Consider the following 24257-nt stretch of genomic DNA (forward strand, 5'->3'; position numbering starts at 1 on the left):
TTAGATCTGATAAAATAAATGAGTCGGAGAGATACGCACCATATCTCTCCGGCATGTCACACAGTTTTCAAATTACCTTTAAGCCGCTTTTTTAACCAGAGCGTATTCCAGTTTTGGCTTACCGCGCTCACCACCATCGTTGGGAAGGAAGCTAATAAATCTGAGTTTATAAATATTCCCCGCGGAATCTTTCACCAGATAAAAACGATCTGTTTTAACACCAGCACTTGCCGGAGGTGTTGTAAGCCTCCATTTTGAACCAATGGCGTCTCTGTCCTTACTGAAAGTGATACCCGTAAGATTTGCTTCTTTGAACGCCTCATAGGTAACCGTGCTGGTAAGTACTTCTGCGGCTTCTACTTTATTAAAGGAATTGATTACTACCAAATCAGAGAAGGTGTACGGAACCAACCCTGTTCCGAAGCTGGTAAAGTAGGTGTTATACCCCCACTGGATATCCCAGCGGTCTTTCAAAGGCTCAGCATCAACCGTAGCGCCTTTTTCTAGTGACAGGTATTTAAAGTTATAAGTCTCGTCTTTTGCAACATCCACTGTTTTAAAAGTAGTTTCATTCAACTTGGCATATTGAACGGTATAACCCGTTCCTTTACGGAGTACACGCAGTTTATAGAGCTGGTCAACCGGCAGCACCGAAGCTGTACCGCCCTTACGATTAAACACATAAACCTTATTGTCTGCATCTGTAGCCGATATTTCCTTAATAACCGTTTTGGTAAGATCGCCCTTGTAGTCGTCAATCAAAGCCAATGTTCCCAGGCCCTGTCCAAACGCCAGCGTATCAATATCCAGATCTTTGTCCGACACCGCGTTAATGTCCGACTGATTGATCATAAAAGCAGTGGCTCCGTTGGTACCATTGAGTATCACCCGAAAATCCGTACCGCCATTAAAACCCAGGTCCCAGCTGTCGCGCAGAACAGGCGTAGCGATGTTGGTACTAAAATCCACAAATACTGAATTGGCCGCACTCGTACCTGGCTCATTGGCCGCAATACCATTGAGCTGCATGGTGGTACCTTCCGAAACGATCGCCTTGAAACTCAGCTTCAGCTCAGTGGCAGCTCCCATCAGTACGGGGGTACCCACGGAAGAAATCTTGAACTGAATACTTTCGTCACCATCCAACAAAACACCCGCTTTTTTGGTTACTTTAAAAGAAACTGAGGAGGCACCTGCCGGAACCGACAATGTGATTACATTATTGGCCGCTGCCGGGGTGGTCGTGAATTCGGTACCGTAGGTCAGCATGGCTGGCGTTAATGTAACCGAGACAGGCACAGCAGCAGAAACTGCTCTTGAAAGCGTAATTTTTAATTCCACTTCTTCCCCGTCAAATCCCTGCGCATTGCTTTCAAAAGCGGCGAGGTTATCCGGCAGTGGTGGTTCATCGTCCTTACAGGCATTGAAACTTCCCAAAAATGCAATGACAAGTAGAGATGTGATTATTTTCTTCATAATTATTAATTGATTGATTTAAACTGGTAATGATTATCTTTTTGACCATTTTACATGGAGCCCCAGGAAATAGGAACGGCCGTACGACATAGGCACGGCACCTCCGGAACCATGCGCCCCTGTGTCGGTGGAGGAATTGGCCAGCGTTGTTACATCGAAAAGATTTTTGATACCGCCTATCACATTGACATACCTGCTGATGGTTTTGCTAAGCGTCAGATCAGCCATGTGAAAACCCGCAGTTTCGGCAAGATGGACCGTCACAAGGTCCGCAGACTCGTATACCGGGCGCTTGCCGGAGAATTTATAGAACAGGTTGGCCGTTGCCCCTATCTTCTTAAAAGTGTAAAGAATATTGGTATTGATCTCGGCAGACCAGACAAACTGCGGGAACTGTCCTGATTCCTTGGGCAATTCGGAATACTGGTTATACCGACCGATATAGGACCCGCCAACGTTGGCCTGCATATTTTTCCAGAATAGCTTGTTATCCAGCGTAAAACCCATCGTTTTGAAAAGACTCACATTCAGATACGTAGTCTGGGTCTTATCATTCGGGTCAATTGCAGTATCAATCAGGTCGTGAAAAACATTGTAAAAGCCTCCTAGTGTCGAGTTCACCCGGATATCCTTTTTTCTGACAGACTGCCAGGTCAGGAAGGAATTGAAGCTATTGGAATATTCGGCTTTCAGGTTGGTGTTTCCGTTTATAGAATGGGACGCGTCATGAAAATCGAAGTACAGTTCACGGAGCGCGGGCGACCGGAAACCTCTTGCATACCCAAACCTGAAATCCAGCGTTTTGCCCAGCGCAATTTTCCCATTGATGGAAGGAATCACCGGCGGTGCATCATAAACGGAGTTTTTCAGGAAACGTAAACCTGGGCTTAACTTGATACCAGGTACCAGGGTAATTTCAGGTGCCAGAAAAAGTGCGTATTCATTGATGGTTGGCGAACCAAGGATACGCGCACCGGAGCTGTTGTTATTGGAAATATCTACACCCGCAAGCAGTGAAAACGCGGAGGAGAATTTGTAAAAAGCCGTTCCTCTGAAGAAAGTAGCTGTGAATATCGACTGATCCTGAGCCCCCGCATCCAGTGACAATGTTCGCCGCCCCAGAGAGTCCAAATTAGTACTTAAAGTTTTACGTGAATAATCTGTATAGGATAAAACACCGGTAAAATTCAGCTTTTCGCTTGCCCGGTATTCCGACTGCACCTGATGAAACCAGCGGTAGGTAGTGTAATCTTTATCTGCAGCTATTTTCGTGATAAGGTTTCTGTTCCCCAGATACTGTATGGTTTCATCCGTCCCGTTGAAACCATACCCTATATGCCACTTATTTGCCTGGTATCGTACAGATACGGTATATAACATCTGGTCTTTCGGCATCCAGTCCTTTGCACGCCCGGTTGATGCTCCCTGCCAGCCTCCAAAATGATTACGGGTAATATTGCCACCCAGCTGAAGGCGCTTGCGTTGCCAGTTGATTCCCAGGTTCTGGTTATGTGTACCATTTTTGGTAAAGGCATTGTACTCCTTCCCCGCTGTCTCCTCCTGTAGCCTGGCCGAAAGCGTCAGATGACTGCCCCCCTGCCCTTTTTTTGTAATCACGTTGATCACTCCCGCAAGTGCATCTGTACCATATATGACGGACATAGGCCCTTCGACGATCTCTATACGCTCAATGGTGTTGATGTCAATCTGTCCCAGACTTTCACGGGTACTGCCCCGGTCAACCATCGGAATGCCATCCAGCAAAATCTTTACATTTTGCCCGGACATCCCCATCAGCTGTATATCGCTGGTACCCAGGGTGAGGTCATTGGAAAACCGAATGCCTAACTCGGTATTCAGTACATTCTGAAGGCTGGTAGCGCCCCGTAACCTGATACGTTCACTATCAATGGTCCGTACCTGATACACAGATTTCTTTAAGGATTGTGCTTCGGATTGCCCGGTAATCACCACATCGCTGAGGTCAATCGTCTGATGATCCATTTTAATATCTTCCAGAGAAAGCGTATCACCTCCAACAAGTTTCACCTTTATTTCCTTTGAAGCATTCAGTATACTGATCCTCAGCGTCTGATCACCATCAGTACCTTTCAACAAAAAGTAACCATCCTGATCGGTAATTGCAGCATAATTGGTATGGGGAATAAGAATATGTGCTCCTGAAGCAGCAACGGACTGACTGTCTGTAATACGCCCTTTAACCCACCCCGATTTTTCCTGTCCGTAAACCATACAAACGGGTACCCAGAGACAAAACAACAAGATTGAAAGGAATTGCATAAATTCTTATTTAGACTAATTTCACACAAATAAATAGCTTATTTAGACTAAATACAAATCAATGATTAGTTTTTTCTCTCAGCAAATGAGATCATAATACTAAAAATGGATGGATGGCTTTTTTAATGAAGTTGCGTTTTATGCCAGGAAGTTTTCTTTATCCTGCCCGGGGACCTCATTTTGCAAAAACCTGCTAATTAGTACCGTCATACTTCCTCCAGTACCGACTCCCCTGCTGACAGATCACCACTGGTCCATTGCCATTTTTCATGAAGGCGAATTTTCCCGCTCACAAGGATTTCGGGTTTTGACCGGCAGATACCTGTTGTAATTTCACCGGCATTGTTCACTTGGTGATAGCGCATATCTAACTCGCCGTGGGGGCTTACGGTGGCAATCAGATGTCCGTAAAGGATGCGGTTACCAGCGTAGGTACAAGTAAGTATATTACCCTCCTGCTGGTAATGAAACAAGGTTTCAGAATCTACCTCTCCGTTGTCCGAATTGGAAATGGCCCTGAAAACTTTATTGTTATAACTGATCATCATCCAGATAAATTATTGACCACAGATCTGCGACTCAATCCGTTCCATTTTATGGTTCAGATTTTTCAGTATTTCCATTTGTTTTGCCTGAATTTCGAACAGGGTTTTGATTTGCTCTTCCAGCAAAAGGTCCACTTTCTGATGCAGACTGCGTACCTCCATCTCCGCCTTAAGGTTCACCATGTAATCGTTTTCCGCTCTTTCACGGTCCTTCTCTTCCTGGCGGTTCTGACTCATCATGATCACCGGCGCCTGCAGGGCTGCCACGCAGGAAAGTACCAGGTTCATCAAAATAAAGGGATAGGGATCAAATTGCTGCGATTTTGATATCAAAGAATTGTAAGCAATCCAGACGATAAGTACCGCCATAAAAGTGATAATAAACGTCCAGCTCCCGCCGAAACGAGCCACTTTATCAGATATCCTCTGCCCTGGCGATAAGGTTTCCATCACCGGATTTGTGCGATTCTTCACAAGTGAATCCTGCTCCTTGATCGACTGCATAACAATATCGTGCAGCTTCTGAATCTGGGCGTTCTGTTCGCTGAGTATCTCATCAACGTCATTGTAGTTGGTAGCCATTTTTGCTTAATGTTTTCATAAAATTAGGAATAAAGATCACTTAAGAGCTATGAAACAAAAGTCAACTCTAATTTGATAACACCATCTTCCGCACGTCCTAAATCGCAGAACCATGACTCCCATCATTTTTTTCCAGTTATCCCGTTTGTAATTATGTATAATTATTTTTAGAATATTAAGTCTATATATATACAAGAGAAAAAGATACAATATCAGAAAAAGTTATATAATTTTACAATTCTCTTTAATACATTTACTGCCCGAACGGCACTTGAAACATTGAGGGAGAACTATTTTCAGTTATAATTGCGTTACTGATGGCAGGGTGAAAAGTAGCTATGGTGTTAGGAACTGCATATTTTTTAATTGAAAAACCCAGGAATCTAAGACGTTACAAAGGTCTTATTCAGCTAATTACAAATTTTTTATTGTTTCTATCATGGAATTGATACCCATAGAAAAGCGTACAGGCCTTACCCGTGAAGAATTCATTGAAAACTATTTAAAACCAAGTCGCCCGGTTGTATTTACGGATTTAATGAAGGATTGGCCGGCCATTAACAAATGGACTTTTGACTGGCTTAGGGAAAATCATGGACAGATCGATGTGCCCCTGGTGGACAATCATGTTCACGATGCCGATAAATATTTTCAGACTGCCAAAACAATGAAATTCGGGGATTATCTTTCCCTCATAGAAGCAGGCCCTACTGATCTCAGGTTGTTCCTGTTTGATATTTTCAAGAAGGCCCCTTCCCTTGCGGACGATATTATTTTCCCTAATATCATGGACGGTTTTCTGAAACACTACAAGTTTGTGTTTTTTGGAGGCCAGGGAGCCATCACCAATCTACATTACGACATGGATTGTTCCAATGTGTTCCTGACCCAGTTTCATACCCGCAAGCAGGTGATCCTTTTCTCTCCCGAGGAAAGCGCACGATTATATCATCACCCTTTTACGGTAATGAGCAAGGTGGATCCACTAAATCCTGACTATGAGCGTTTCCCGGCCATGAAAGGTGCTGTCGGATACGAAACCACATTGCTGCACGGCGAAACCATTTTCATTCCTTCCCTCTGGTGGCATTATATCAGATACGTGGATGGAGGTTTCAGCCTGGCTCTTAGGGCCAATAATTCTATTTTCACTGCAGTGCGGGGAGGTATGAACCTGGTGAGGCATACCTTTGTGGACAAAAGCCTGACCAAACTCCTGGGTGTGGACTGGCAGCACTGGAAAGAACAAAAGGCAGTGGAGAACGCGCAGCATTACATGAAAGAACAAGCCTGAAAGCTTATAACATAGATTACGGAAATAGCAGAAAGCTACTTTGACACGAAAGTTCAGGGTAGCTTTTTTAGTGATAACACTTACCCAAAAGTTGTGATCAAGTAAGAGGAAACCTTTCTATATTTGAAAAGCGTTGTGCTGAGTACGGTCCTTTTTAATTTGTTATGAATTTCGAACTAACTTCTGAATACAAGCCCACTGGTGATCAGCCTCAGGCTATTAAACAACTTTTAGAAGGAATTGCGGCAGGCGAGCGTGCACAAACTTTACTGGGTGTGACCGGTTCGGGAAAAACCTTTACGGTGGCAAATGTAGTTGCGGAAATTAACCGGCCCACTTTGGTACTCAGCCATAACAAGACACTTGCTGCACAGCTTTATGGGGAATTTAAACAATTTTTCCCTCACAATGCTATTGAATATTTTATCAGCTACTACGACTACTACCAGCCGGAGGCATTTATCTCAAGTACCAATACCTATATAGAAAAGGACCTGATGATCAATCAGGAAATTGATAAGCTTCGTTTGCATACGGTATCCTCACTGATGAGCGGCAGGCGGGACGTGCTTGTCGTGGCTTCTGTTTCCTGTATTTATGGCGCAGGCAATCCCAACGAATACAAAAAGAGTATTGTGAGTGTAAAATTGGGAGATATTGTAAGCCGTAATCAATTCCTTTTCAGGCTGGTAGAAATATTATACAGCCGTACAGAGCTGGAATTTTCCCGTGGTACCTTCCGGGTAAAAGGAGATACGGTTGATATCTTTCCTGGCTATGCGGATTTTGCTTACCGTATTATCTTTTTTGGAGATGAGATTGAGGAAATCCAGCGGATTGAGCCGGAATCTGGAAAGAAAATATCATCGGACAAGGCCATTGCTATTTTTCCGGCAAACCTTTTCGTTACGGGGCGCGATGTGCTGATGCAGTCTATCAGAGAAATTCAGGATGACCTTGTACAGCAAATAAAGTACTTTACTGCCGAAGGAAGGCTGGCAGAGGCAGAGCGTGTGAAGGAACGTACCGAATTCGATATTGAAATGATGCGCGAACTGGGATATTGTTCCGGAATTGAAAATTATTCGAGGTATTTTGACCGGCGTTATCCGGGACAGCGCCCGTTTTGTCTGCTCGATTATTTTCCTGAAGATTTCCTGATGGTAGTAGATGAAAGCCACGTGACCATGCCGCAGATCCGTGCGATGTGGGGTGGCGACCGCTCCCGAAAGGAAGCACTGGTGGAATATGGTTTCAGACTACCCTCTGCGATGGATAACCGTCCGCTGACTTTTCAGGAATTTGAAGACCTTACATATCAGACCATCTTCGTAAGCGCCACGCCGGCCGATTACGAATTAAGAAAATCCGACGGCGTGGTAGTGGAGCAGATTATCCGACCAACCGGATTGCTGGATCCAGAAATTGAGGTACGCCCGAGCCTGAACCAGATCGACGATTTACTGGAAGAAATTCAGGAAAGGATCAAACAGGAAGACCGGGTTCTGATTACGACCCTCACCAAACGGATGGCCGAAGAGCTTAGTAAGTATCTGGACAGAGTGGGTATCAAATGCCGTTACATACATTCGGAGGTGAAAGCACTGGACCGGGTTGAAATTCTCCGGGAGTTACGCCTCGGTATCTTTGATGTGCTGGTTGGTGTTAACCTGTTGCGGGAAGGGCTGGATTTGCCCGAAGTTTCACTGGTGGCCATTATGGACGCAGATAAGGAGGGGTTTCTGCGGGATGTACGTTCGATGATACAGACCATTGGCCGGGCCGCCCGGAATGACAGAGGCAAGGTACTTATGTACGCCGACGTCATGACAGGCTCCATGCGCCAGGCCATAGACGAAACAAACCGCCGCAGAAGTATCCAGATGCAATACAATCTTGAAAACGGAATTACCCCGCGGACTATCCTGAAATCCAAGGAAGCTATTATGGAGCAAACTTCTGTGGCTGATTCCAAAGTCCGCAAAATATATGTGGAGCCACAGGAAGTACGTATTGCTGCCGATCCGGTGGTCCAGTATATGGGTAAAACTGAACTTCAGAAACTTATTGCAGAAACACAGCGGAAGATGGAATCAGCTGCAAAAGACCTTGATTTTCTCGAAGCCGCACGTCTCCGCGACGAGCTGCTGCAACTCAAAGAGCGCTTGAAAGAAAAGGCTTAAAACTCAGTTTACGAGCATGGATTACTAGGCTACCAGATAGCGTTTAAAAAGGGCCGTTGCCTCTTTCCAGTTATTCACCCGGGTATATTTGGTGACATGAATATTGTGCCCTGCTGTAAACAGGACAGGTATTCCTTTGCAAAAATCCAGGTTTTTCAGGTGGTCGTCAATCATATAATCCGTTGCGATCACACTTTTATCTCCACATAACACGATATTCCTCCAGCTGATAAAAGGAAAATGCTCTGCAATCCAGTCGTGCTTTTCCAACAACGAGTTGGGAAACTCCATGGCTGCCGAAACGATATAAATCTCATATTCACGGTTGAGTTCTTCCAGCGCTTCCAAAGCACCCTCCATAAGCGGGGCACCCCGGAAGAAACCCGGTTGATATAATAACTTTCTGGCCGCTTCGGGATCCGGAAAAGCCTGATCCTCCGGAATACCTCTCATAGCCTCTCTTGTAACCCGCACTCCAAGTTCCCTTTCATACCAATTGATCCAGTTGGTTTCGATATCCACCAGAACATTGTCCATGTCAATCGCTATTGTTTTCTTACGGCTCATATTTAAACGCTTAGGCAAGCTTATATTTATTTTATTTTGCAATATTTTGCTACAAAAATAGATATAAAAGGCAATTTTTTGCAATTTTAGTGTTTAAATAAACATTAAAATTGCAAAAAATTAAATGATTAATGTTAAAACAGGAGCGTTTTCAGATCATACTGGGTCAGTTGGCGCAGGAGCAAAAGGTACTCCTGTCTCAACTGAGCAACATTTTAAATGTTTCGGAGGATACCGTCCGTCGCGACATCCGCGAACTCTCTGAACAAGGTTTGCTAAAGGCGGTAAGAGGCGGAGCCGTACCCCATTCCCCAAGTCCCCATCATTTTCGCGACCGCGTGCAATACGGCAACGAAAAAAAGCAAATTATCGCAAAGAAGGCACTTGACTTCTTAAAGGATGGACAGGTCGTGATTTTTGATGGCGGAACCTCTGCCTTGCTGATAGCCCAGTCTTTACCAAAAGATATCAGATTAACAGTCGTCACGAACAGTTTCCCGATTGTTTCCATTCTGGAAGAGCATGAGCATATCGAAGTACTGTTTGGAGGAGGCCGCCTCTTGAAAACATCTTTTGTAACAATTGGAAATGAGACCATCGGGTTTTTCAGGAAATTCCGCGCCGATATCTGCCTCCTGGGTATCTGCAGCATTCATTCCGAGTGGGGTGTAACCGGGCCGCATTATGAGGAAAGTGAAGTAAAAAAAGCCATGATAGAGTCATCCAGTGAAGTTATAGCGCTTTCTACGGTTGAAAAGCTGGGTACTGCAGAAGCTTATTATATTTGCCCGGCCGACCATCTGACAGCCATTGTCACCGATCAGCCGGACGATTTACCTGAATTCAACGTCTACAGAAATGCCGGGATAAGAATGATCTGAGCTGTTGTTTAGACTTGGAAAGTCTGTGGCTCTCAGTTTTCGTTATTGTCGGTGGTTTGTTCAACTTTGACGAAAGTATCATCTATCATTTTTGTTTCCTGATTCAGTACGTTTGAGAACCCGAGCATGAATGCCATCACAAATCTCCGCAGCCACTTCCACAGATGTAAGTGTATATTTTTCATTGATCCGAATTTATATGGAATAGAACATGAGGGCCTTTACCAATCCGGAGGTTTGGTAAAATGCCCATTTTAAGGAAGACCCATTACGGTCTGCCGGAATTTAGCAGTGTTCTGATCGGTAAATGAAAGCAGGAGTATGCTGCGGAAGAACGAAACTCAGATAGCAGTTGCGGAAATGCAACAACGTATGATGTGCCAGCCTGCTGATGATCAATAACTGAGCTTTAAGAATGATTTTTACACAGATGCTTAGGACAGCCGCTAACTGCCTGAGGATTTGCGCAAGTGTAAATTTGTTGCGGGAATGGAAATGAAAATTGTAAAAACCGGTGTACCGAACCGGTTGGGTTGGCTGTTCAAGTCCCCGGGCACCCTGGCTGACCGATTCGATCCGGAAAACCTGTTTTGCAGTTTTCTGAAAATCAGAAATACCCGATGCCAGAAATAGCAGGAACAACCAATGAAATATTGGCAACTGAAATCTGACGGGCGGGCTGCTTTTCATGATACTGTTATTTAGGACCCATTCGGATAGCACCATCCAGACGAATGACCTCGCCATTCAGCATCGGGTTTTCGACGATCGACTTTGCAAGTAAGGCATATTCATCCGGACGTCCTAATCGCGAGGGAAAAGGTACCTGCTGTCCCAGAGATAGCCTGGCTTCTTCAGGCAAACCGAGCATCAGCGGCGTTTCAAACAACCCGGGGGCTATAGCCATCACCCGTATGCCGTTGCGGGCAAGATCACGCGCAATGGGCAGGGTCATCGCCACGATCCCCCCTTTGCTTGCAGCATAAGCCACCTGGCCTATCTGCCCATCATAAGCGGCAACCGAAGCAGTATTGATAATAACACCACGCTCTCCTTCCTCGTTGGGAGTATTTTTCTCCATGGCAAAAGCCGCCAGTCGAATTACATTAAAAGTACCGATCAGATTTACCTGAATTGTTTTGGAGAACATCTCCAAAGAATGCGGCCCATAAACTCCAGCCGTTTTGCCCACCGTCTTCCCGACAGGGGCAATTCCGGCACAATTAACTACAATCTGCAACGAACCATACATTTCCAGAGCATGGGTAATGGCATACTGTACATCAGCTTCATTGGAAACGTCGGTTTTGATGAATCTGACTTTCGCAGAAAATTCCTTCCCCAGCATTTCACCTGCTGAATCGTTCAGATCCAGGATTACCACGTTTGCACCTGAAGCAGCAAACAACCGGGCGGTGGCAGCACCCAATCCCGAAGCTCCTCCCGTAATAAGCGCGGTGGCGTTTTGTAGTTGCATGAGTTATCTCACCAAAATTGACTTAACAAAGCACTTAAAGACTTGTCAACACCAACGTCTCCCGATACTTTAAACAGGAAGCGTTGGTGTTTTTGTATTCCGAAAATTCATTTACCGGCTTATATCTCATTCACGAAACTACCTCTATACTCACCTTTAATAAAAATTCATCCATTTCAATCTCGCTGGCAGAGCCATTTAAATCACTGACCAGGGTAAGGTCGAACGCCTGTACCTCCTGGCAGATATACTCTTTGTTGGCTAAAACAGCGCTGGCCAGCAACTCATTGTTATTTTCAAGCGTTATCGAAATTTTATCCGTCACATCAAAACCGCTGTCCTTACGCAGGTTCTGAACACGATTGACGAAATCCCGGGCTATTCCTTCCAGCCTGAGCTCCTCGGTCACAGTAATATCGAGGGCCACGGTTAAGCCTCCTTCACTGGCCACCAGCCAACCAGGTACGTCCTCAGTGTATATCTCCACTTCTTCGGGAAGTATCTCCGCACGCAATGACTCTATTAAAAATAGGCCATCTCTTTCAAGTTGCTCAATTTCATTATTAGCCCACCCTTTTATGTTTTCGGCCACAGCCTGCATATCCCTTCCGAACTTCTTGCCCAATAATTTAAAGTTGGGTTTCGCGCGTTTGTGAAATACCCCGCTGTCATCCGTTTCGGCCTCCGCATGTTTAACATTCACTTCCGACTTGATGATAAACTCTACCTGCTGAATCTGACGTTTCGTTTTATCATTCAGCGCAGGAATCAACAATCTGTTTAAGGGCTGGCGTACCTTAATTTTATGTTTCTTTCTGATACTATGCACCAGCGAACTGACAGACTGAGCTAGCTGCATGGCTTCCTCAAGATCGGTATCAATGAAATCGTTTTCAATCTCGTCCAAAAGTGTCAGGTGCACAGAATCAAAACGGAACAGCGTACCGTTTTTCTTTGCATCCTCCCGCAGGCCATCGGTCAGATTCTTGTATAACCATTCCCCAAAGAAAGGCGCAATGGGTGACATCAGCTGAGATACCGTAACCAGACAGTGCTGTAAAGTTTCATAAGCAGCCTGTTTATCCTCTGTCAATCCGGCATCCGTTCCTTGCGACGGATTCCAGAAACGGCGACGGTTCAGGCGGATATACCAGTTGGAAAGCTGATCGGTCACAAAATCCTGAACCAGACGCCCGGCCTTGGTAGGGTTATAGTCATCGAGCTGCTCTTTCACTTCCCTGATCAGCGTGTTCAGCTTGGACAATATCCAGCGATCCAGTTCAGTACGTTTTTCAATCGCTACCGATTTGGACTCATCAAAAGTGTATCCATCCAGATTGGCATACAATGCAAAGAAATTATAAGTATTCACCAGCGTTCCGAAAAATTTACGCTGCACTTCAATAATTCCATCAACATTAAATTTCAGGTTGTCCCAGGGCTCGGCGTTGGTGATCATATACCAGCGGGTGGCGTCAGGACCATATTTCCCCAAAGTTTCAAAAGGGTCTACAGCGTTACCCAATCGCTTGGACATCTTGTTGCCGTTTTTATCCAGTACCAAACCCGTTGATACTACATTTTTAAACGCTACGGAATCAAAAAGCATCGCAGCAATGGCGTGCAATGTAAAAAACCAGCCACGCGTCTGATCCACCCCTTCAGAAATGAAATCTGCGGGATAACTTTCATGATAGATATCCTCGTTTTCAAACGGGTAATGCCATTGTGCATAGGGCATGGCGCCGGAGTCAAACCATACGTCTACCAGATCCGGCTCACGGTGCATCACATGTCCCGACTTGGAAATGAGTACGATGGTATCCACATAGGGCCGGTGCAGATCGAAATCACCATGCTGAAGTTTCAGCAGATATTCGGAGTTATGTGCAGACTGCTCTCTTGTCAGGTGACCGGAAATGATGGCCTCCTCCAGCAAGTCTTTCAGTTGCTCAATAGAACCTATGCAAACTTCCTCGCCGTATTCACTCCTCCAGATGGGCAACGGCGTACCCCAGTACCTGGAGCGCGACAAATTCCAGTCCACCAGATTTTCAAGCCAGTTCCCGAACCGGCCGGTACCGGTACTTTCCGGTTTCCAGTTGATGGTTTTGTTCAGTTCCACCATCCTTTCTTTCAGCGCAGTGGTTTTAATGAACCAGCTATCCAGCGGATAGTACAACACAGGTTTGTCCGTGCGCCAGCAATGAGGGTAAGGGTGTTCGTATTTTTCAACCTTAAAGGCCTTACCTTCTTCTTTCAGCCTGATCGCAATCAGCACATCCGTTGCACGAAATTCCGGATCGTTCTGCTCAGCCTCGGTATAGTATTCCGGTTTTACATAACGACCGGCATAATCCGTTATTTCTTTCACAAAACGGCCCTGACGATCCACGATGGGGACTTCCTTACCTGTTTCATCTTTCACCATAATGGACGGGATACCATTGGCCTGAGCCACCCGGAAGTCGTCCGCCCCAAACGTAGGCGAGGTGTGTACCACTCCTGTACCATCCTCAGTGGTTACAAAATCGCCCAGGATCACCCTGAAGGCAGGTTTGTCCGGCTGAATGTAAGGTAATAACTGTTCGTACTCCACGCCCTCAATATCTCTGCCCTTAAATTCGGAAACAATACTCCATGGCAACAGTTTCTTATCGCTTGCCGCATAGGCCTCAAAATCCGCATCCTTTCCCTTTTCCGAAAAATATTTACCGATCAGATCCTTCGCCAGCACAACGGAAACCGGCTCATGGGTATACGGATTAAAAGTTTTCACCAGCACATAACTGATGCTGGCACCCACCGTCAGCGCGGAGTTAGCAGGTAGCGTCCAGGGAGTAGTTGTCCAGGCAAGTATCCGGATATCCTGGTCAGCTGCTTCTTTAAAAACCTCACTGTTTTCTGAAGCCTTCACCTTAAACATCGCCACGATGGTGGTATCCTTCACATCCTTGTAGGTGCCGGGCATGTTCAGCTCGTGAGAGGAAAGCCCCGTACCCGCCGCCGGCGAATAAGGCTGGATTGTATATCCTTTATAAAGTAATCCTTTGTCATACAGCTTCTTGAGCAAGTACCAAAGGCTCTCAATGTATTCATTTTTATAGGTAATATACGGATCGTCCAGATCTACCCAATATCCCATTTTCTCGGTAAGGTCGTTCCACTGGTCCGTAAATTTCATGACCGTCTCCCGGCACTTCAGGTTATACTCCGCAACCGAAATAGTTTTGCCTATATCCTCCTTTGTAATGCCCAGTTCCTTTTCAACCTGTAATTCCACCGGCAGACCGTGGGTATCCCACCCCCCCTTTCGTTTTACCTGAAACCCCTTAAGTGTTTTATAACGGCAGAAAATATCTTTGATCGTCCGCGCCATAACGTGGTGAATACCAGGCGTTCCATTCGCAGAAGGAGGACCTTCAAAAAACGTAAAACCAGGTGCGCCCTCCCGAACATCCACGGACGCCTCGAAAATCTTATTGTCTTTCCAGAATTTCAGTACCTCATCTCCGATCTGCGGATAACTTAGGTTTTTATACTCGTTGTATTTCATTTTTAACTGTTAGCCCAAAGCTGGCTCCGGCATCGGGTCAGCTTTTAGTTTCTTTTATGTAACAAAGATTTAGCACTTGGCGTTTCGGAGTGCAAAATTACAGATTTTTCGGTGAAAGGGAGACCGCGCGGGTATCGTTTCCGTGCCGGATTTTGTAATATTGTGAAAATAGAAAATAAAAATGGCAGATAAACTGATCGTGAGGGACTTCGGTCCAATCAAAAATGCGGAACTGGATATCAGGAAAACAACCTTGCTGATCGGGCCGCAAGGGAGCGGGAAGAGTACGCTGGCGAAGTTGGTGGCCATGATTTATAATAAACCATTTCACAGTACAGAGCCACCTACTTATAATACTGATTTTTATTTGGAGGATTATGACATTCAAGATTATAAGAAGGAAAGTACATTCCTAACGTATAATGCCGGCTCCCTTAATGTAAAAATAGATAAGAACGAGTTCAGTTACACGGGTAGCTCATCGCTGATAAAGCCGGTATTGATCCCTACCGAGCGGAATTTAATATCTATAATTTCTAGCGCAATTTTTGGACTTACAGCAGGAAATATTGCTTTACCTAAGCATATTCTGACATTTGGAGCAGAATACGAATTGTTCAGGAGAAACACTAAGGATGTAATGATACCCCATCTTGGAATTACCTATAGAAATATCAGAGGCCTGGATTTTGTATTTCATGATGAAAATAACTATTTGCCGTTATCGTCGTCTGCCTCGGGTTACCAATCCATTATACCCATTCAACTTGTTTTGGAAAATGCTCCCTTATACTACGATGACATTTGTTATATTATCGAAGAGCCAGAATTAAATTTATACCCAATAACACAAAAGCGCTTGGTTAATTATATTATTTCAAAAAGTAATAATCTTAAAAAGCAGGCACTCCTTACTACCCACAGTCCCTACGTGCTGTCTTCCCTGAACAACCTTCTTTTTGCCTATAAAGTAGCCCAAAGACATCCGGAACAAACAGCAGAGATTTCCAGGATCATACCCCGAGAGTCGTGGTTAAACCCTGACGAGTTTGCGGCTTACTTTGTGGCAGACGGAACGGTTCGCTCGATCGTAAATCCTAAAACTGGCCTGATTTCTGAAAATGAACTGGATGGTGTTTCAGAAGATATCGGTGATGAATTTGATACTCTGATGGAAATTTACTCGGAAAAGGCGAATGAAGGAAGCTATTGAAACTGCCTTTCCGCAAGTAATCACCGGGAGTTGTCTTGAAACAGAAAAGGCATCCTCGTTTAATATTTTCGACAGTGAAACCGAGCCTAAACGTTGCTTTATCAGGAAAAGTGAGGAGGAACCACGACATTTCGAAGTTGTTAATCCGTCTCTGAAAGAAATTCATTTTCTGGCGATTGATAAGTGTATTCTAACAGATTCCGATTCAGCCCACTGTGATTGTGCCATTTTTGATGATAAGCAATTTTCTTTTCTGGAAATAAGTGAATCAAAAAAGCTCCAAAGAAATGAAAAGAGGAAACGAGCCAGAATTCAGCTCGGCCAAACAATTCAACATTTCCGTTCGAAAGGGATATCCTTCATGGAGAGTCCGAATGCCATCATCTGCTTTGTAGGTAAAAATGTGTATCCGGCAAGAACTTCGTCCAATAATGAGGCTCGACTCGATTTTTTTGAGGACTGGACCGCCATTTTAATGGAAGGCAACCAGATTGAATTTTAGCACAATTCAGGAACTGCCGCATTAAACAAGATTAAAATCACCTTCACTTTAATACATTTAAGTTCCGAACCAGCATTAATCATTCCAGTTTTACCGATATAATTGATTACAAGGCGCTGCTATAGCAGCATTTGGCAAATTGCTGTCTTTGTTATTTAGAACTGGTATAGTTACATTTGCCCTCCTGCGTTGTGACACTTGTAATGCTGCTTTAATGACGTTTAAAAAACTAGTCGGACCGCTTCATCTTTATCTCGGACTTATCTCCGGAATCATCGTCTTTGTTATCTCTGTGACGGGATGTATCCTGGCTTTCGAACAGGAAATAAAAAGCATCGTCCAAACATATCGATACAACACCCCGCCCGAAGCGCTGGCAGGCAAGATTTTGCCGCCTTCCATACTTGCGGCCAAAGCGCAGGAAGTACTACCGGGCAAAAAAGCCAATGGCGTGTTATATCCTGGTAGAGGAAGGAATGCCGAAGTGGGCTTTTACAATTTAAATCCTGAGTATTATTACGTTGTTTATATTAATCCATACAGCGGTGAAATAGCCAAAATATGGAACGAAGACGAGGACTTTTTCCATTTTATCTTACACGGGCATTATTACCTGTGGCTGCCCGAGAAGATTGGGCAGGCCGTTGTAGCCTCTGCCACGCTTATATTCCTGGTGATGGTCGTGAGCGGGCTGATATTATGGTGGCCCAAAAACAAAGCCGCTTCCCGGCAACGTTTTTCTATCAAATGGAAGGCCTCGTGGCGCCGAAAAAACTATGACCTTCATAACGTAATGGGTTTTTATGTACTTTCCGTTGGCCTGGTATTTGCGGTTACCGGCCTTGTGTGGGGTTTTGAATGGTTCGGGCAGTCGTTCTACACGGTCACCGGCGGAAAAGGATCGGATGATTACTACAATCCAGCCTCGGATACCACCGCGGTTTCGCTGGTGAATTCCCCCGCCACGGCCGCCGACAAAGCCTGGTTTCAGTTAAGACAGGAATATCCTGCGGCCGAGGAGATCAATATTTCAATTCCTACGTTACCCGGAGAATCTATATTTTCATACGTCAATTTCAGAGCAGGTACTTATTACAAAGTTGATTACAATTACTTCGATCAGTATACTTTGAAAAGGATAAAAGCAGAAGGCCCCTATACGGGCAAGTATTCCGAGGCGAATGTTGCCCAAACCCTGCGACGGATGAACTACGATATCCATACGGGTGCCATACTGGGTTTGCCAGGTAAAATCCTGGCATTTTTTGCCAGCCTAATCTGCGCAAGCCTGCCCGTGACAGGATTTTTGATCTGGTGGGGAAGAAGAAAAAAAGAGAGCCGAAACAAAAGGAAATCTGCCAGGAATATGAAGCCAAAACATACTGCACCCAAGGTAGCCTTACAAGCTAAATGAATCGTGCGTTATTGCGTCAGTTGCGTGCTTTTCAAAAAACCTCGCATTAAACCAACCCGTCAGAGACTGGAAGCCTGATAATTTCTCAATCAGGTTAGGGATACTTTATTGGAGGCATTTTATGGCTTTTGCCCACTATTTTCCCCACTCTCGGTCAACAGACCGCAGGAAACTTTAATACAATCCATTATTTATCAGACGATTGGGTATTTACTTTCCCTTAGCACCATAATTGCATTGCCGTTGAAAAGTAATTCTGGTCGGCATGAAATATTTAAAAAAAAGAAGGGAACTGAGGTATATACCACTGTTGATACTGTTTTCATTGGCAATTGTTCAGTCCTGTAAAAAAGATCCCAAAACCATGACCAATGAGCAAATTGCTCAAGAATTGGGTTCTGAAAGCAAATACAAACATTTGCTTGATTATGTGAAAAGTATCGGAATAAATGAAGCGCGGTTTGAGAAAAAAGAAGGCAGCGCACCCGTTTTTGAATTACTTCAGGAAGTAGCCTACGGCCGCAAGTCCAACATACGCTTCGTTGAAAAAACACTGAATCCCGATTCCATCCGGATACGGGAAGCAGCAGAAGAATTGATAAAAGGCCAGAATGTCCCCAAGGTAATGGAAAAACTGGAACCTTCGTACCCTGCCTACATCACGCTAAAAGCGCATTATGCCCGCTTGATAAGAGAAAGCAAGAAAGACAGTGCCCGGTACGTTGCGAATGCTTTAAATGCTTACCGCTGGATGCAAAGACAGGTACAAGGAGCTCCACGATTTGTGATGGTCAATATTCAGGGAGCTTACTTAAGAGGTATGGATTCTCTTGGAAACGTTGCCATCAGCATGCGCACCGTGGTGGGAAAAAGAGATACCCCCACGCCCACAATGGATACCTACGCCACGAGTATCGTGACACATCCCTATTGGAACGTTCCCAAAAGCATAGCGATGAGGGAAATTCTGCCCAAAGCAAAAAGCAATCCTGATTATTTGACAAATAATAAAATAGAGGTAATTGATAAAAAGGGGCAGGCCGTTGACCCTTCGGAAATAGACTGGGAGGCAGCCGCACCCGAGAATTTTCCCTACCGGTTCAGACAGGAAACGGGGGAAGACAACTCTCTGGGGTTGCTGAAAGTGGAAATCAAAAATCCGCTTGCCATTTACCTGCATGACACCAACGCTCGATATCTCTTCGGCAAAGACCAACGATGGAGAAGCCATGGCTGCGTACGCGTGCAGCATCCCACCGAACTGGCTAATTTCATGGCAGGGGACCAGTTACTTGAAAATGATTTTCTGACAGAACAGGATACCACCGCAACACCTCCCAAATGGCATAAACTGCAAAGGCGTATCCCCGTGTTTTTGTTTTACCTGGGTGCCGATTGTAACGAAAAAGGCCAGCTTCTTTATTTCGAAGATGTATACAAACGCGGCGCTCCCAAGGTATGATCTTCCGTCAGCCCGGAAAGGAGGGTCGAAGACTTTACGTAATTTTTATCGAGCGAATAAATAAACAATCCAGCTCCGTTGTACAACATCTCGATCAGCTTTTTGCTATCAGGAACAGATACAGCCGGACAACCCAGGCTCCGCCCCAGCCTGCCAGTAGCTCTAATAAAAGCTTCGCTGACATAGTCGGCACCATGCATGACAATAGCCCGTTCAAAGGCGTTATCGTTGATCCCCTTTTCCAGGCCTTCCAGCCTTAACGACAGGCCATGCTTTCCCTGGTAAGTACCCAGGGTTCTGTAAAAGCCAAGGCTGGACTGGTAAGAGGCGTTGTTATTGGAAAATTTTTCAGCAAACTCATTCCCTGAATTCCGGCCATGGGCCACGTAGGTATGGTAAAGCAGCTTTTTACGCATCAGGTCAATGACATACAATCTCTTTTTGCAGGACGACTGGCTGAAATCCGCAATGGCCAGTACCGGATTACCCAATTTCATTTTCTGAAACCCAAACCAGGCATACTGGAATGCTTTCTGTGACAACCCTTGTTTTTCAAGATGTAAGGAATCGTATAATATTTCCCAATCCTGCTTTCCAGGAACCGAATCAGCGGGAGTAGATTTTGCTGAAAAATTTTGAGGAGCCGAAAACCCTGAAAAGGAATGAACTGTTTTGAAACCGAATGAAACACTGAGGGCAAGAAACACCGCCGCATACACCACCTGAGCCTTTGTCATTTCGAATAGCTTATTTTCAACAATACTTTAAGCAACGCGCCTCCTTTGCCAAAAGTTGTACTGACACAGAAGAAATTACACGTTATAAGGTGCAAGGCTAACAGCAACTTTTTGCAAAATGGTTCCGGCGCAGATTTTGCTCTCCTATTAAAACGAGGGTATAACCAGCTGGAAGCCCGTTTTTAGTGATAAATTTAACACTATCATTTATTTTTGCAGTCAACCTCATTGACCATCTCCAGCATGACAGATCTTAAATTTCCCATCGGCCCATTTACGTTTCAGGACTCGTATACTGACGAGGATATTGAAAATATGATTACTTCCATTACAGCCATTCCGGCAATGTACCGCGAACTGACGGAAAATCTTTCTGATGAAACACTTCAGAAGACCTACCGGGAAGGCAGCTGGAACATCCGTCAGTTGGTTCACCATGTGGCAGATACGCATATACTTCATTACATGAGACTCAAAAAAGCAGTCACCGAACCTTCTTACGACGAGGCAACGCTCATTGATATAAATAGCTGGGCTGTACTACCAGATGCTATGGTATCATCCGTTGAGGATTCGTTAGTAATACTGGAAGGGGTCCATAAACGATACACGACTTTAGCCCGCACCCTATCCGACGATCAGCTCCTGATCAGTTACCTACATCCTGTCCGAAAGCTCCGGTTCAATCAGAAGCAGGCAATTGCAATATTGGAATGGCATGGCAGGCATCATCTGGCGCACATCGCCTTAGCGTTAAAAAATTGAGGAATTTAGGAAAGCGAAAATCTACCCCCCTGCCATTTACCGCAACGTGTCGGTCAGGCCTGGTTCATCAGCTTAACCTCGGACTCAAAGGCGATCCACATCTGCCTGACAAACCATAAGAGCAACACGGTAACCACCAGGAAAATAAGCCAAAGCGGGATTAATACGTCCCCAAACCCATTTTCGGACAGGGTTTGCCGCACAGGTGTGTACTGTGCTGTGGATGAAAAATTCACCAGTAAAAGCAACAAAGAACAAATAACAGACTTAATCATCAGAGGAGTGTAAGTGCTAGTTTACCACTAATTACGCACAAACAAAGATTGCTGCCGCAGTGGTCCAGACTTTTTTGGGGATATACTTATTTATCGGCAAGTACCTTTTAGCTGGCGGAAACAAAGAGTCATGGCTATTTTCAAATACCGTCCAGGAATAAACCGAATAACAGCAGGAACAAATCATTATATTATTTTTACATAAAGTAAATCCTGACCATGGCCGGGATGACAAGTAATTTACATAAATTGACCTCGGTCTTACGATTTTATATTTACCATCGCCTTTCAGGCCATACGAATTCGATTATGCAGGACGACATTCTTTTCCAGATCAGCAATAAGCTTAAGGAGGTCAGAAAAAACAAGGGGGTAACTCTCCAGGAGATAGCCGATGAGGCAGGAGTAACCAAAAGCCTGGTTTCTCAGATCGAAAACAGCCGAACCATACCCTCGCTGCCCGTCATGCTCGGCCTGATTCAGGCCCTGGATATTGACCTGAACTTCTTTTTCAAAGATATCATTTCCGGCACCTCACGTGAGAATGTTCTGATCCGCAAAAAGGAAAGTTACCAGCCTTTTACCAAAGAAAATGCCAAAGGATTCTTCTATCAACGGATATTCAGCAAGCAGTTTAAAGATAACCATATTGATGTGGTACTTCTCCGTCTCGAAAAGGGTGCGCGCAGGCCAATGGTTCGCACAAATGCCTATGAGTTCAAATACGTACTTCAGGGTTCAGTTGAATACACCGTTGGAAAAAACAAGTATGTGCTCAATCAGGGCGACTCCATGTTTTTTGACGCCAACGAGCTGCATAACCCAAAATGTATCGACGGAGACGAAGCCCTGCTGCTGGTCATTTATTTTTTTAATGAAACGGCCTGACCGAGAATTTCCAGCACTCCGGGCATGAATGACCGGCAGGTTAATTTTTCATTAAAAGTTAAATATTAATTAACATTAGCTTCATCTCTTTATAGCCAACAATCTGTTAATTTGACATTAGAAAATATAATAAACTTGATTTTTTTAAGTATTACTAAACTATTTCTTGATTTTTAAGTCTCTTTCACCTAATTTTAAGATGCTCTTCGGGAGATTTCGACAAGGGACAGAATATAAAAGTGTAGTAATACTAAATATTAAGGTTAACAGGAATGGCAATAGAACTAGTAGTATTCGATATGGCCGGCACAACGGTCAGAGACAAAAATTATGTCGGCATTGCTTTTCAGCAAGCCATGGAGTCGTTTGGATACTCCATCGGAATTGAGCAGATAAATCCGATCATGGGTTATGAAAAACCTCTCGCAATAAAAATGATGCTGGAAGAGCGGGAACCAGACAGGGACAAAATCACCGACAGCCTTGTTGGAGACATCCACGCAGAATTTGTGAGCAGTATGATCCGCTTTTATGAAACTACAGCAGAAATTGGTCCTTTGCCCCACGTGGAGGAAACTTTTGAAACGCTGAAACAAGAAGGCATCAAAATTGCCCTGAATACTGGTTTTTCAAGAGACATAGCAGATGTAATTGTGAAACGGCTTGCCTGGAAGGACAAAATTGACCTGCTGGTGGCCAGTGATGAAGTACCAAAGGGCCGCCCATACCCCTTCATGATAGAGAAGATCATGAAGGAACTAAGCATAACAACTGCCGACAAAGTTGCCAAAGTAGGAGATACCGAAGTGGATATCAATGAAGGCATTAACGCAGGATGCGCCTATGTCATAGGCGTAACTACGGGAGCTTTTACCAGAGCTGAATTACTCCCCTACAAACCAACCCACGTGGTGGATGACATTTCGGAAATACTGGATATCATTAAAGTTAAATCTCATAAAGCGATTATATGAGCAAGTCGGCGATAGTAATCGGGGCTGGTATAGTGGGGCTTGCTACCGCAAGAGCTTTATCTGTAAGAGGATATCAGGTTACCGTAATAGAACGTTCCTCTCAGGCGGTAGGAGCATCCATCCGGAATTTCGGGATGCAATGGCCCATCGGCCAGCCCGAAGGCAAACTGTACCAGCGTGCGCTCAATGCACAGAGAATATGGAAAGAAGTACTGACAGGTGCCAATTGCTGGTTTCACAAGGCGGGAAGTTTACACATGGCCTACCAGCAGGACGAGCTTGAAGTCATGGAACAGTTTGTAGCCGGCAGCAGCAGCGAGCGACCGGTGAGAATTTTATCACCCCAGGAAACACTTACCAAGTCGCCTGCAGTGAATCCGAAGGGCTTGCTAGGCTCGCTGTTTTCGGAGGATGAGATGATTGTGGACCCCCGTGAAGCGATCGCCGGGATACCTGGATACCTCGCGGAGGTATTCGGCGTCAACTTTATCTGGGATACTGCAGCAACGGAGATAACCTACCCGCAGGTTCTGGCGGGAAACAAAAGCTGGACAGCAGACGAAATATATGTCTGCAGCGGTGCGGATTTTGAAACCCTTTACCCCGAACAGTTCAGAAATGCGCCCTTAGTCAAATGTAAATTGCAAATGCTGCGCCTGGAAGCTCAGCCAGACAACTGGAAAATAGGGCCGTCCTTGTGTGGTGGCCTCTCCCTGATCCATTACGAGGGATTTAAGGTGGCAGCATCACTTCCGGCCCTTAAAGAGCGCTATAAAACGGAATATCCAGAATACCTCAAATGGGGCATTCATGTGATGGCTTCGCAAAATGGCCTGGGAGAAATTACCGTCGGCGATTCGCATGAATACGCGCTGACGTTCGATCCTTTCGACAGGGAGTTTATCAACACGCTGATACTGAACTACCTGGGGACATTTGCACAATTCAAATCGCCCAAAGTATTTCAAACCTGGCATGGTATCTATGCTAAAATGACAAATGGCGCAACCGAAATTGTACTAAAACCGGAAGACGGCGTGACCATCATTAACGGGCTGGGAGGTGCAGGTATGACGTTGTCATTCGGATTATGCGAAGAAGTTGTGGCAGGCACCTATGCACCATAGCCGAAAAATGGCGCAGACTGGTAAATACATTTCATGAA

The 24257-nt window shown here is 44.9% G+C and carries 22 protein-coding genes; 11 read left to right on the top strand and 11 right to left on the bottom strand.

All coding sequences use genetic code 11. The features are described 5' to 3' along the window. Positions 1-78 precede the first annotated feature (78 nt). The 4 genes from KOE27_RS16965 to KOE27_RS16980 all read right to left on the bottom strand — a co-directional run bounded on the left by KOE27_RS16965 (position 79) and on the right by KOE27_RS16980 (position 4904). Complete coding sequence (locus KOE27_RS16965; RefSeq protein WP_215240029.1) at positions 79-1476, bottom strand: HmuY family protein; 1398 nt, start codon at positions 1474-1476, stop codon at positions 79-81. Between the two features lie 33 nt (positions 1477-1509). Then, complete coding sequence (locus KOE27_RS16970; RefSeq protein WP_215240030.1) at positions 1510-3777, bottom strand: TonB-dependent receptor; 2268 nt, start codon at positions 3775-3777, stop codon at positions 1510-1512. A 206-nt stretch (positions 3778-3983) separates the two neighbouring features. Continuing rightward, positions 3984-4322, bottom strand: coding sequence for a n-acetylglutamate synthase (locus tag KOE27_RS16975; protein WP_215241652.1), 339 nt, complete (start codon positions 4320-4322; stop codon positions 3984-3986). A gap of 12 nt (positions 4323-4334) precedes the next feature. Beyond that, a complete protein-coding gene (locus KOE27_RS16980) occupies positions 4335-4904 on the bottom strand; it encodes a DUF1003 domain-containing protein (RefSeq protein WP_215240031.1) in 570 nt (189 codons plus the stop codon). 439 nt (positions 4905-5343) lie between these two features. On the opposite strand from KOE27_RS16980, the gene KOE27_RS16985 reads away from it, so the two are divergent. Both KOE27_RS16985 and uvrB read left to right on the top strand, forming a co-directional pair. Further along, a complete protein-coding gene (locus tag KOE27_RS16985) occupies positions 5344-6198 on the top strand; it encodes a cupin-like domain-containing protein (RefSeq protein WP_215240032.1) in 855 nt (284 codons plus the stop codon). A gap of 164 nt (positions 6199-6362) precedes the next feature. Then, the gene (uvrB, locus tag KOE27_RS16990) at positions 6363-8381 is read left to right on the top strand and encodes an excinuclease ABC subunit UvrB (protein ID WP_215240033.1); all 2019 of its coding nucleotides are present in this window, start codon (positions 6363-6365) and stop codon (positions 8379-8381) included. A gap of 24 nt (positions 8382-8405) precedes the next feature. Here the strand turns inward: uvrB and KOE27_RS16995 are convergent, their stop codons facing one another. After that, positions 8406-8948 carry a 5' nucleotidase, NT5C type gene (locus tag KOE27_RS16995; RefSeq protein WP_215240034.1) on the bottom strand — a complete coding sequence of 181 codons (543 nt, stop codon included), beginning with the start codon at positions 8946-8948 and terminating at the stop codon, positions 8406-8408. Positions 8949-9079: 131 nt separating this feature from the next. On the opposite strand from KOE27_RS16995, the gene KOE27_RS17000 reads away from it, so the two are divergent. After that, positions 9080-9829, top strand: coding sequence for a DeoR/GlpR family DNA-binding transcription regulator (locus KOE27_RS17000; protein WP_215240035.1), 750 nt, complete (start codon positions 9080-9082; stop codon positions 9827-9829). 32 nt (positions 9830-9861) lie between these two features. Here the strand turns inward: KOE27_RS17000 and KOE27_RS17005 are convergent, their stop codons facing one another. The 4 genes from KOE27_RS17005 to ileS all read right to left on the bottom strand — a co-directional run bounded on the left by KOE27_RS17005 (position 9862) and on the right by ileS (position 14862). Then, positions 9862-10014, bottom strand: coding sequence for a hypothetical protein (locus KOE27_RS17005; protein ID WP_215240036.1), 153 nt, complete (start codon positions 10012-10014; stop codon positions 9862-9864). 100 nt (positions 10015-10114) lie between these two features. After that, a complete protein-coding gene (locus tag KOE27_RS17010; RefSeq protein WP_215240037.1) occupies positions 10115-10519 on the bottom strand; it encodes a hypothetical protein in 405 nt (134 codons plus the stop codon). Between the two features lie 7 nt (positions 10520-10526). Next, positions 10527-11306 (bottom strand): 3-hydroxyacyl-CoA dehydrogenase, encoded by a 780-nt coding sequence (locus KOE27_RS17015; RefSeq protein WP_215240038.1) that lies wholly within the window; start codon positions 11304-11306, stop codon positions 10527-10529. Between the two features lie 130 nt (positions 11307-11436). Further along, a complete protein-coding gene (ileS, locus tag KOE27_RS17020; RefSeq protein WP_215240039.1) occupies positions 11437-14862 on the bottom strand; it encodes an isoleucine--tRNA ligase in 3426 nt (1141 codons plus the stop codon). A 181-nt stretch (positions 14863-15043) separates the two neighbouring features. Between ileS and KOE27_RS17025 the strand changes: the two genes are divergently transcribed. The 4 genes from KOE27_RS17025 to KOE27_RS17040 all read left to right on the top strand — a co-directional run bounded on the left by KOE27_RS17025 (position 15044) and on the right by KOE27_RS17040 (position 19453). Then, complete coding sequence (locus KOE27_RS17025) at positions 15044-16075, top strand: AAA family ATPase (RefSeq protein WP_215240040.1); 1032 nt, start codon at positions 15044-15046, stop codon at positions 16073-16075. Next, entirely contained in the window at positions 16059-16577 is a 519-nt protein-coding gene (locus KOE27_RS17030) for a hypothetical protein (RefSeq protein ID WP_215240041.1), read from the top strand. Before KOE27_RS17025 ends, KOE27_RS17030 begins: the two co-directional genes overlap by 17 nt. 214 nt (positions 16578-16791) lie before the next feature. Further along, positions 16792-17991, top strand: coding sequence for a PepSY-associated TM helix domain-containing protein (locus KOE27_RS17035; RefSeq protein WP_215240042.1), 1200 nt, complete (start codon positions 16792-16794; stop codon positions 17989-17991). 265 nt (positions 17992-18256) lie between these two features. Beyond that, positions 18257-19453 carry a L,D-transpeptidase family protein gene (locus KOE27_RS17040; RefSeq protein ID WP_215240043.1) on the top strand — a complete coding sequence of 399 codons (1197 nt, stop codon included), beginning with the start codon at positions 18257-18259 and terminating at the stop codon, positions 19451-19453. Here the strand turns inward: KOE27_RS17040 and KOE27_RS17045 are convergent. Then, positions 19411-20190 (bottom strand): murein L,D-transpeptidase catalytic domain family protein, encoded by a 780-nt coding sequence (locus KOE27_RS17045; protein WP_215240044.1) that lies wholly within the window; start codon positions 20188-20190, stop codon positions 19411-19413. The genes KOE27_RS17040 and KOE27_RS17045 overlap by 43 nt on opposite strands. Positions 20191-20433: 243 nt before the next feature. Here KOE27_RS17045 and KOE27_RS17050 point away from each other — a divergent pair, with 243 nt between their 5' ends. Beyond that, positions 20434-20955 (top strand): YfiT family bacillithiol transferase, encoded by a 522-nt coding sequence (locus tag KOE27_RS17050; RefSeq protein WP_215240045.1) that lies wholly within the window; start codon positions 20434-20436, stop codon positions 20953-20955. A gap of 53 nt (positions 20956-21008) precedes the next feature. Here the strand turns inward: KOE27_RS17050 and KOE27_RS17055 are convergent, their stop codons facing one another. Further along, positions 21009-21230 carry a hypothetical protein gene (locus KOE27_RS17055; protein ID WP_215240046.1) on the bottom strand — a complete coding sequence of 74 codons (222 nt, stop codon included), beginning with the start codon at positions 21228-21230 and terminating at the stop codon, positions 21009-21011. Positions 21231-21539: 309 nt separating this feature from the next. Here KOE27_RS17055 and KOE27_RS17060 point away from each other — a divergent pair, with 309 nt between their 5' ends. The 3 genes from KOE27_RS17060 (at position 21540) to KOE27_RS17070 (ending at position 24219) form a co-directional block, all read left to right on the top strand. Then, positions 21540-22118, top strand: a complete 579-nt coding sequence (locus tag KOE27_RS17060; protein WP_215240047.1) for a helix-turn-helix domain-containing protein — start codon at positions 21540-21542, stop codon at positions 22116-22118. A 272-nt stretch (positions 22119-22390) separates the two neighbouring features. Continuing rightward, on the top strand, positions 22391-23092 hold the full coding sequence (locus KOE27_RS17065) for an HAD-IA family hydrolase (protein WP_215240048.1): 702 nt from the start codon (positions 22391-22393) through the stop codon (positions 23090-23092). Then, positions 23089-24219 (top strand): TIGR03364 family FAD-dependent oxidoreductase, encoded by a 1131-nt coding sequence (locus KOE27_RS17070; protein ID WP_215240049.1) that lies wholly within the window; start codon positions 23089-23091, stop codon positions 24217-24219. The genes KOE27_RS17065 and KOE27_RS17070 overlap by 4 nt, the downstream gene beginning before the upstream one ends. Positions 24220-24257: the final 38 nt, after the last annotated feature.

The organism is Dyadobacter sp. CECT 9275, assembly GCF_907164905.1.
Lineage (GTDB): Bacteria > Bacteroidota > Bacteroidia > Cytophagales > Spirosomataceae > Dyadobacter > Dyadobacter helix.

Excerpts from the sequence above, each read along its gene's own strand:
- KOE27_RS16965 (WP_215240029.1), bottom strand. The coding sequence starts at position 1,476 with ATGAAGAAAATAATCACATCTCTACTTGTCATTGCATTTTTGGGAAGT.
- KOE27_RS16970 (WP_215240030.1), bottom strand. The coding sequence starts at position 3,777 with ATGCAATTCCTTTCAATCTTGTTGTTTTGTCTCTGGGTACCCGTTTGT.
- KOE27_RS16975 (WP_215241652.1), bottom strand. The coding sequence starts at position 4,322 with ATGATCAGTTATAACAATAAAGTTTTCAGGGCCATTTCCAATTCGGAC.
- KOE27_RS16980 (WP_215240031.1), bottom strand. The coding sequence starts at position 4,904 with ATGGCTACCAACTACAATGACGTTGATGAGATACTCAGCGAACAGAAC.
- KOE27_RS16985 (WP_215240032.1), top strand. The coding sequence starts at position 5,344 with ATGGAATTGATACCCATAGAAAAGCGTACAGGCCTTACCCGTGAAGAA.
- uvrB (WP_215240033.1), top strand. The coding sequence starts at position 6,363 with ATGAATTTCGAACTAACTTCTGAATACAAGCCCACTGGTGATCAGCCT.
- KOE27_RS16995 (WP_215240034.1), bottom strand. The coding sequence starts at position 8,948 with ATGAGCCGTAAGAAAACAATAGCGATTGACATGGACAATGTTCTGGTG.
- KOE27_RS17000 (WP_215240035.1), top strand. The coding sequence starts at position 9,080 with ATGTTAAAACAGGAGCGTTTTCAGATCATACTGGGTCAGTTGGCGCAG.
- KOE27_RS17005 (WP_215240036.1), bottom strand. The coding sequence starts at position 10,014 with ATGAAAAATATACACTTACATCTGTGGAAGTGGCTGCGGAGATTTGTG.
- KOE27_RS17010 (WP_215240037.1), bottom strand. The coding sequence starts at position 10,519 with ATGAAAAGCAGCCCGCCCGTCAGATTTCAGTTGCCAATATTTCATTGG.
- KOE27_RS17015 (WP_215240038.1), bottom strand. The coding sequence starts at position 11,306 with ATGCAACTACAAAACGCCACCGCGCTTATTACGGGAGGAGCTTCGGGA.
- ileS (WP_215240039.1), bottom strand. The coding sequence starts at position 14,862 with ATGAAATACAACGAGTATAAAAACCTAAGTTATCCGCAGATCGGAGAT.
- KOE27_RS17025 (WP_215240040.1), top strand. The coding sequence starts at position 15,044 with ATGGCAGATAAACTGATCGTGAGGGACTTCGGTCCAATCAAAAATGCG.
- KOE27_RS17030 (WP_215240041.1), top strand. The coding sequence starts at position 16,059 with ATGAAGGAAGCTATTGAAACTGCCTTTCCGCAAGTAATCACCGGGAGT.
- KOE27_RS17035 (WP_215240042.1), top strand. The coding sequence starts at position 16,792 with ATGACGTTTAAAAAACTAGTCGGACCGCTTCATCTTTATCTCGGACTT.
- KOE27_RS17040 (WP_215240043.1), top strand. The coding sequence starts at position 18,257 with ATGAAATATTTAAAAAAAAGAAGGGAACTGAGGTATATACCACTGTTG.
- KOE27_RS17045 (WP_215240044.1), bottom strand. The coding sequence starts at position 20,190 with ATGACAAAGGCTCAGGTGGTGTATGCGGCGGTGTTTCTTGCCCTCAGT.
- KOE27_RS17050 (WP_215240045.1), top strand. The coding sequence starts at position 20,434 with ATGACAGATCTTAAATTTCCCATCGGCCCATTTACGTTTCAGGACTCG.
- KOE27_RS17055 (WP_215240046.1), bottom strand. The coding sequence starts at position 21,230 with ATGATTAAGTCTGTTATTTGTTCTTTGTTGCTTTTACTGGTGAATTTT.
- KOE27_RS17060 (WP_215240047.1), top strand. The coding sequence starts at position 21,540 with ATGCAGGACGACATTCTTTTCCAGATCAGCAATAAGCTTAAGGAGGTC.
- KOE27_RS17065 (WP_215240048.1), top strand. The coding sequence starts at position 22,391 with ATGGCAATAGAACTAGTAGTATTCGATATGGCCGGCACAACGGTCAGA.
- KOE27_RS17070 (WP_215240049.1), top strand. The coding sequence starts at position 23,089 with ATGAGCAAGTCGGCGATAGTAATCGGGGCTGGTATAGTGGGGCTTGCT.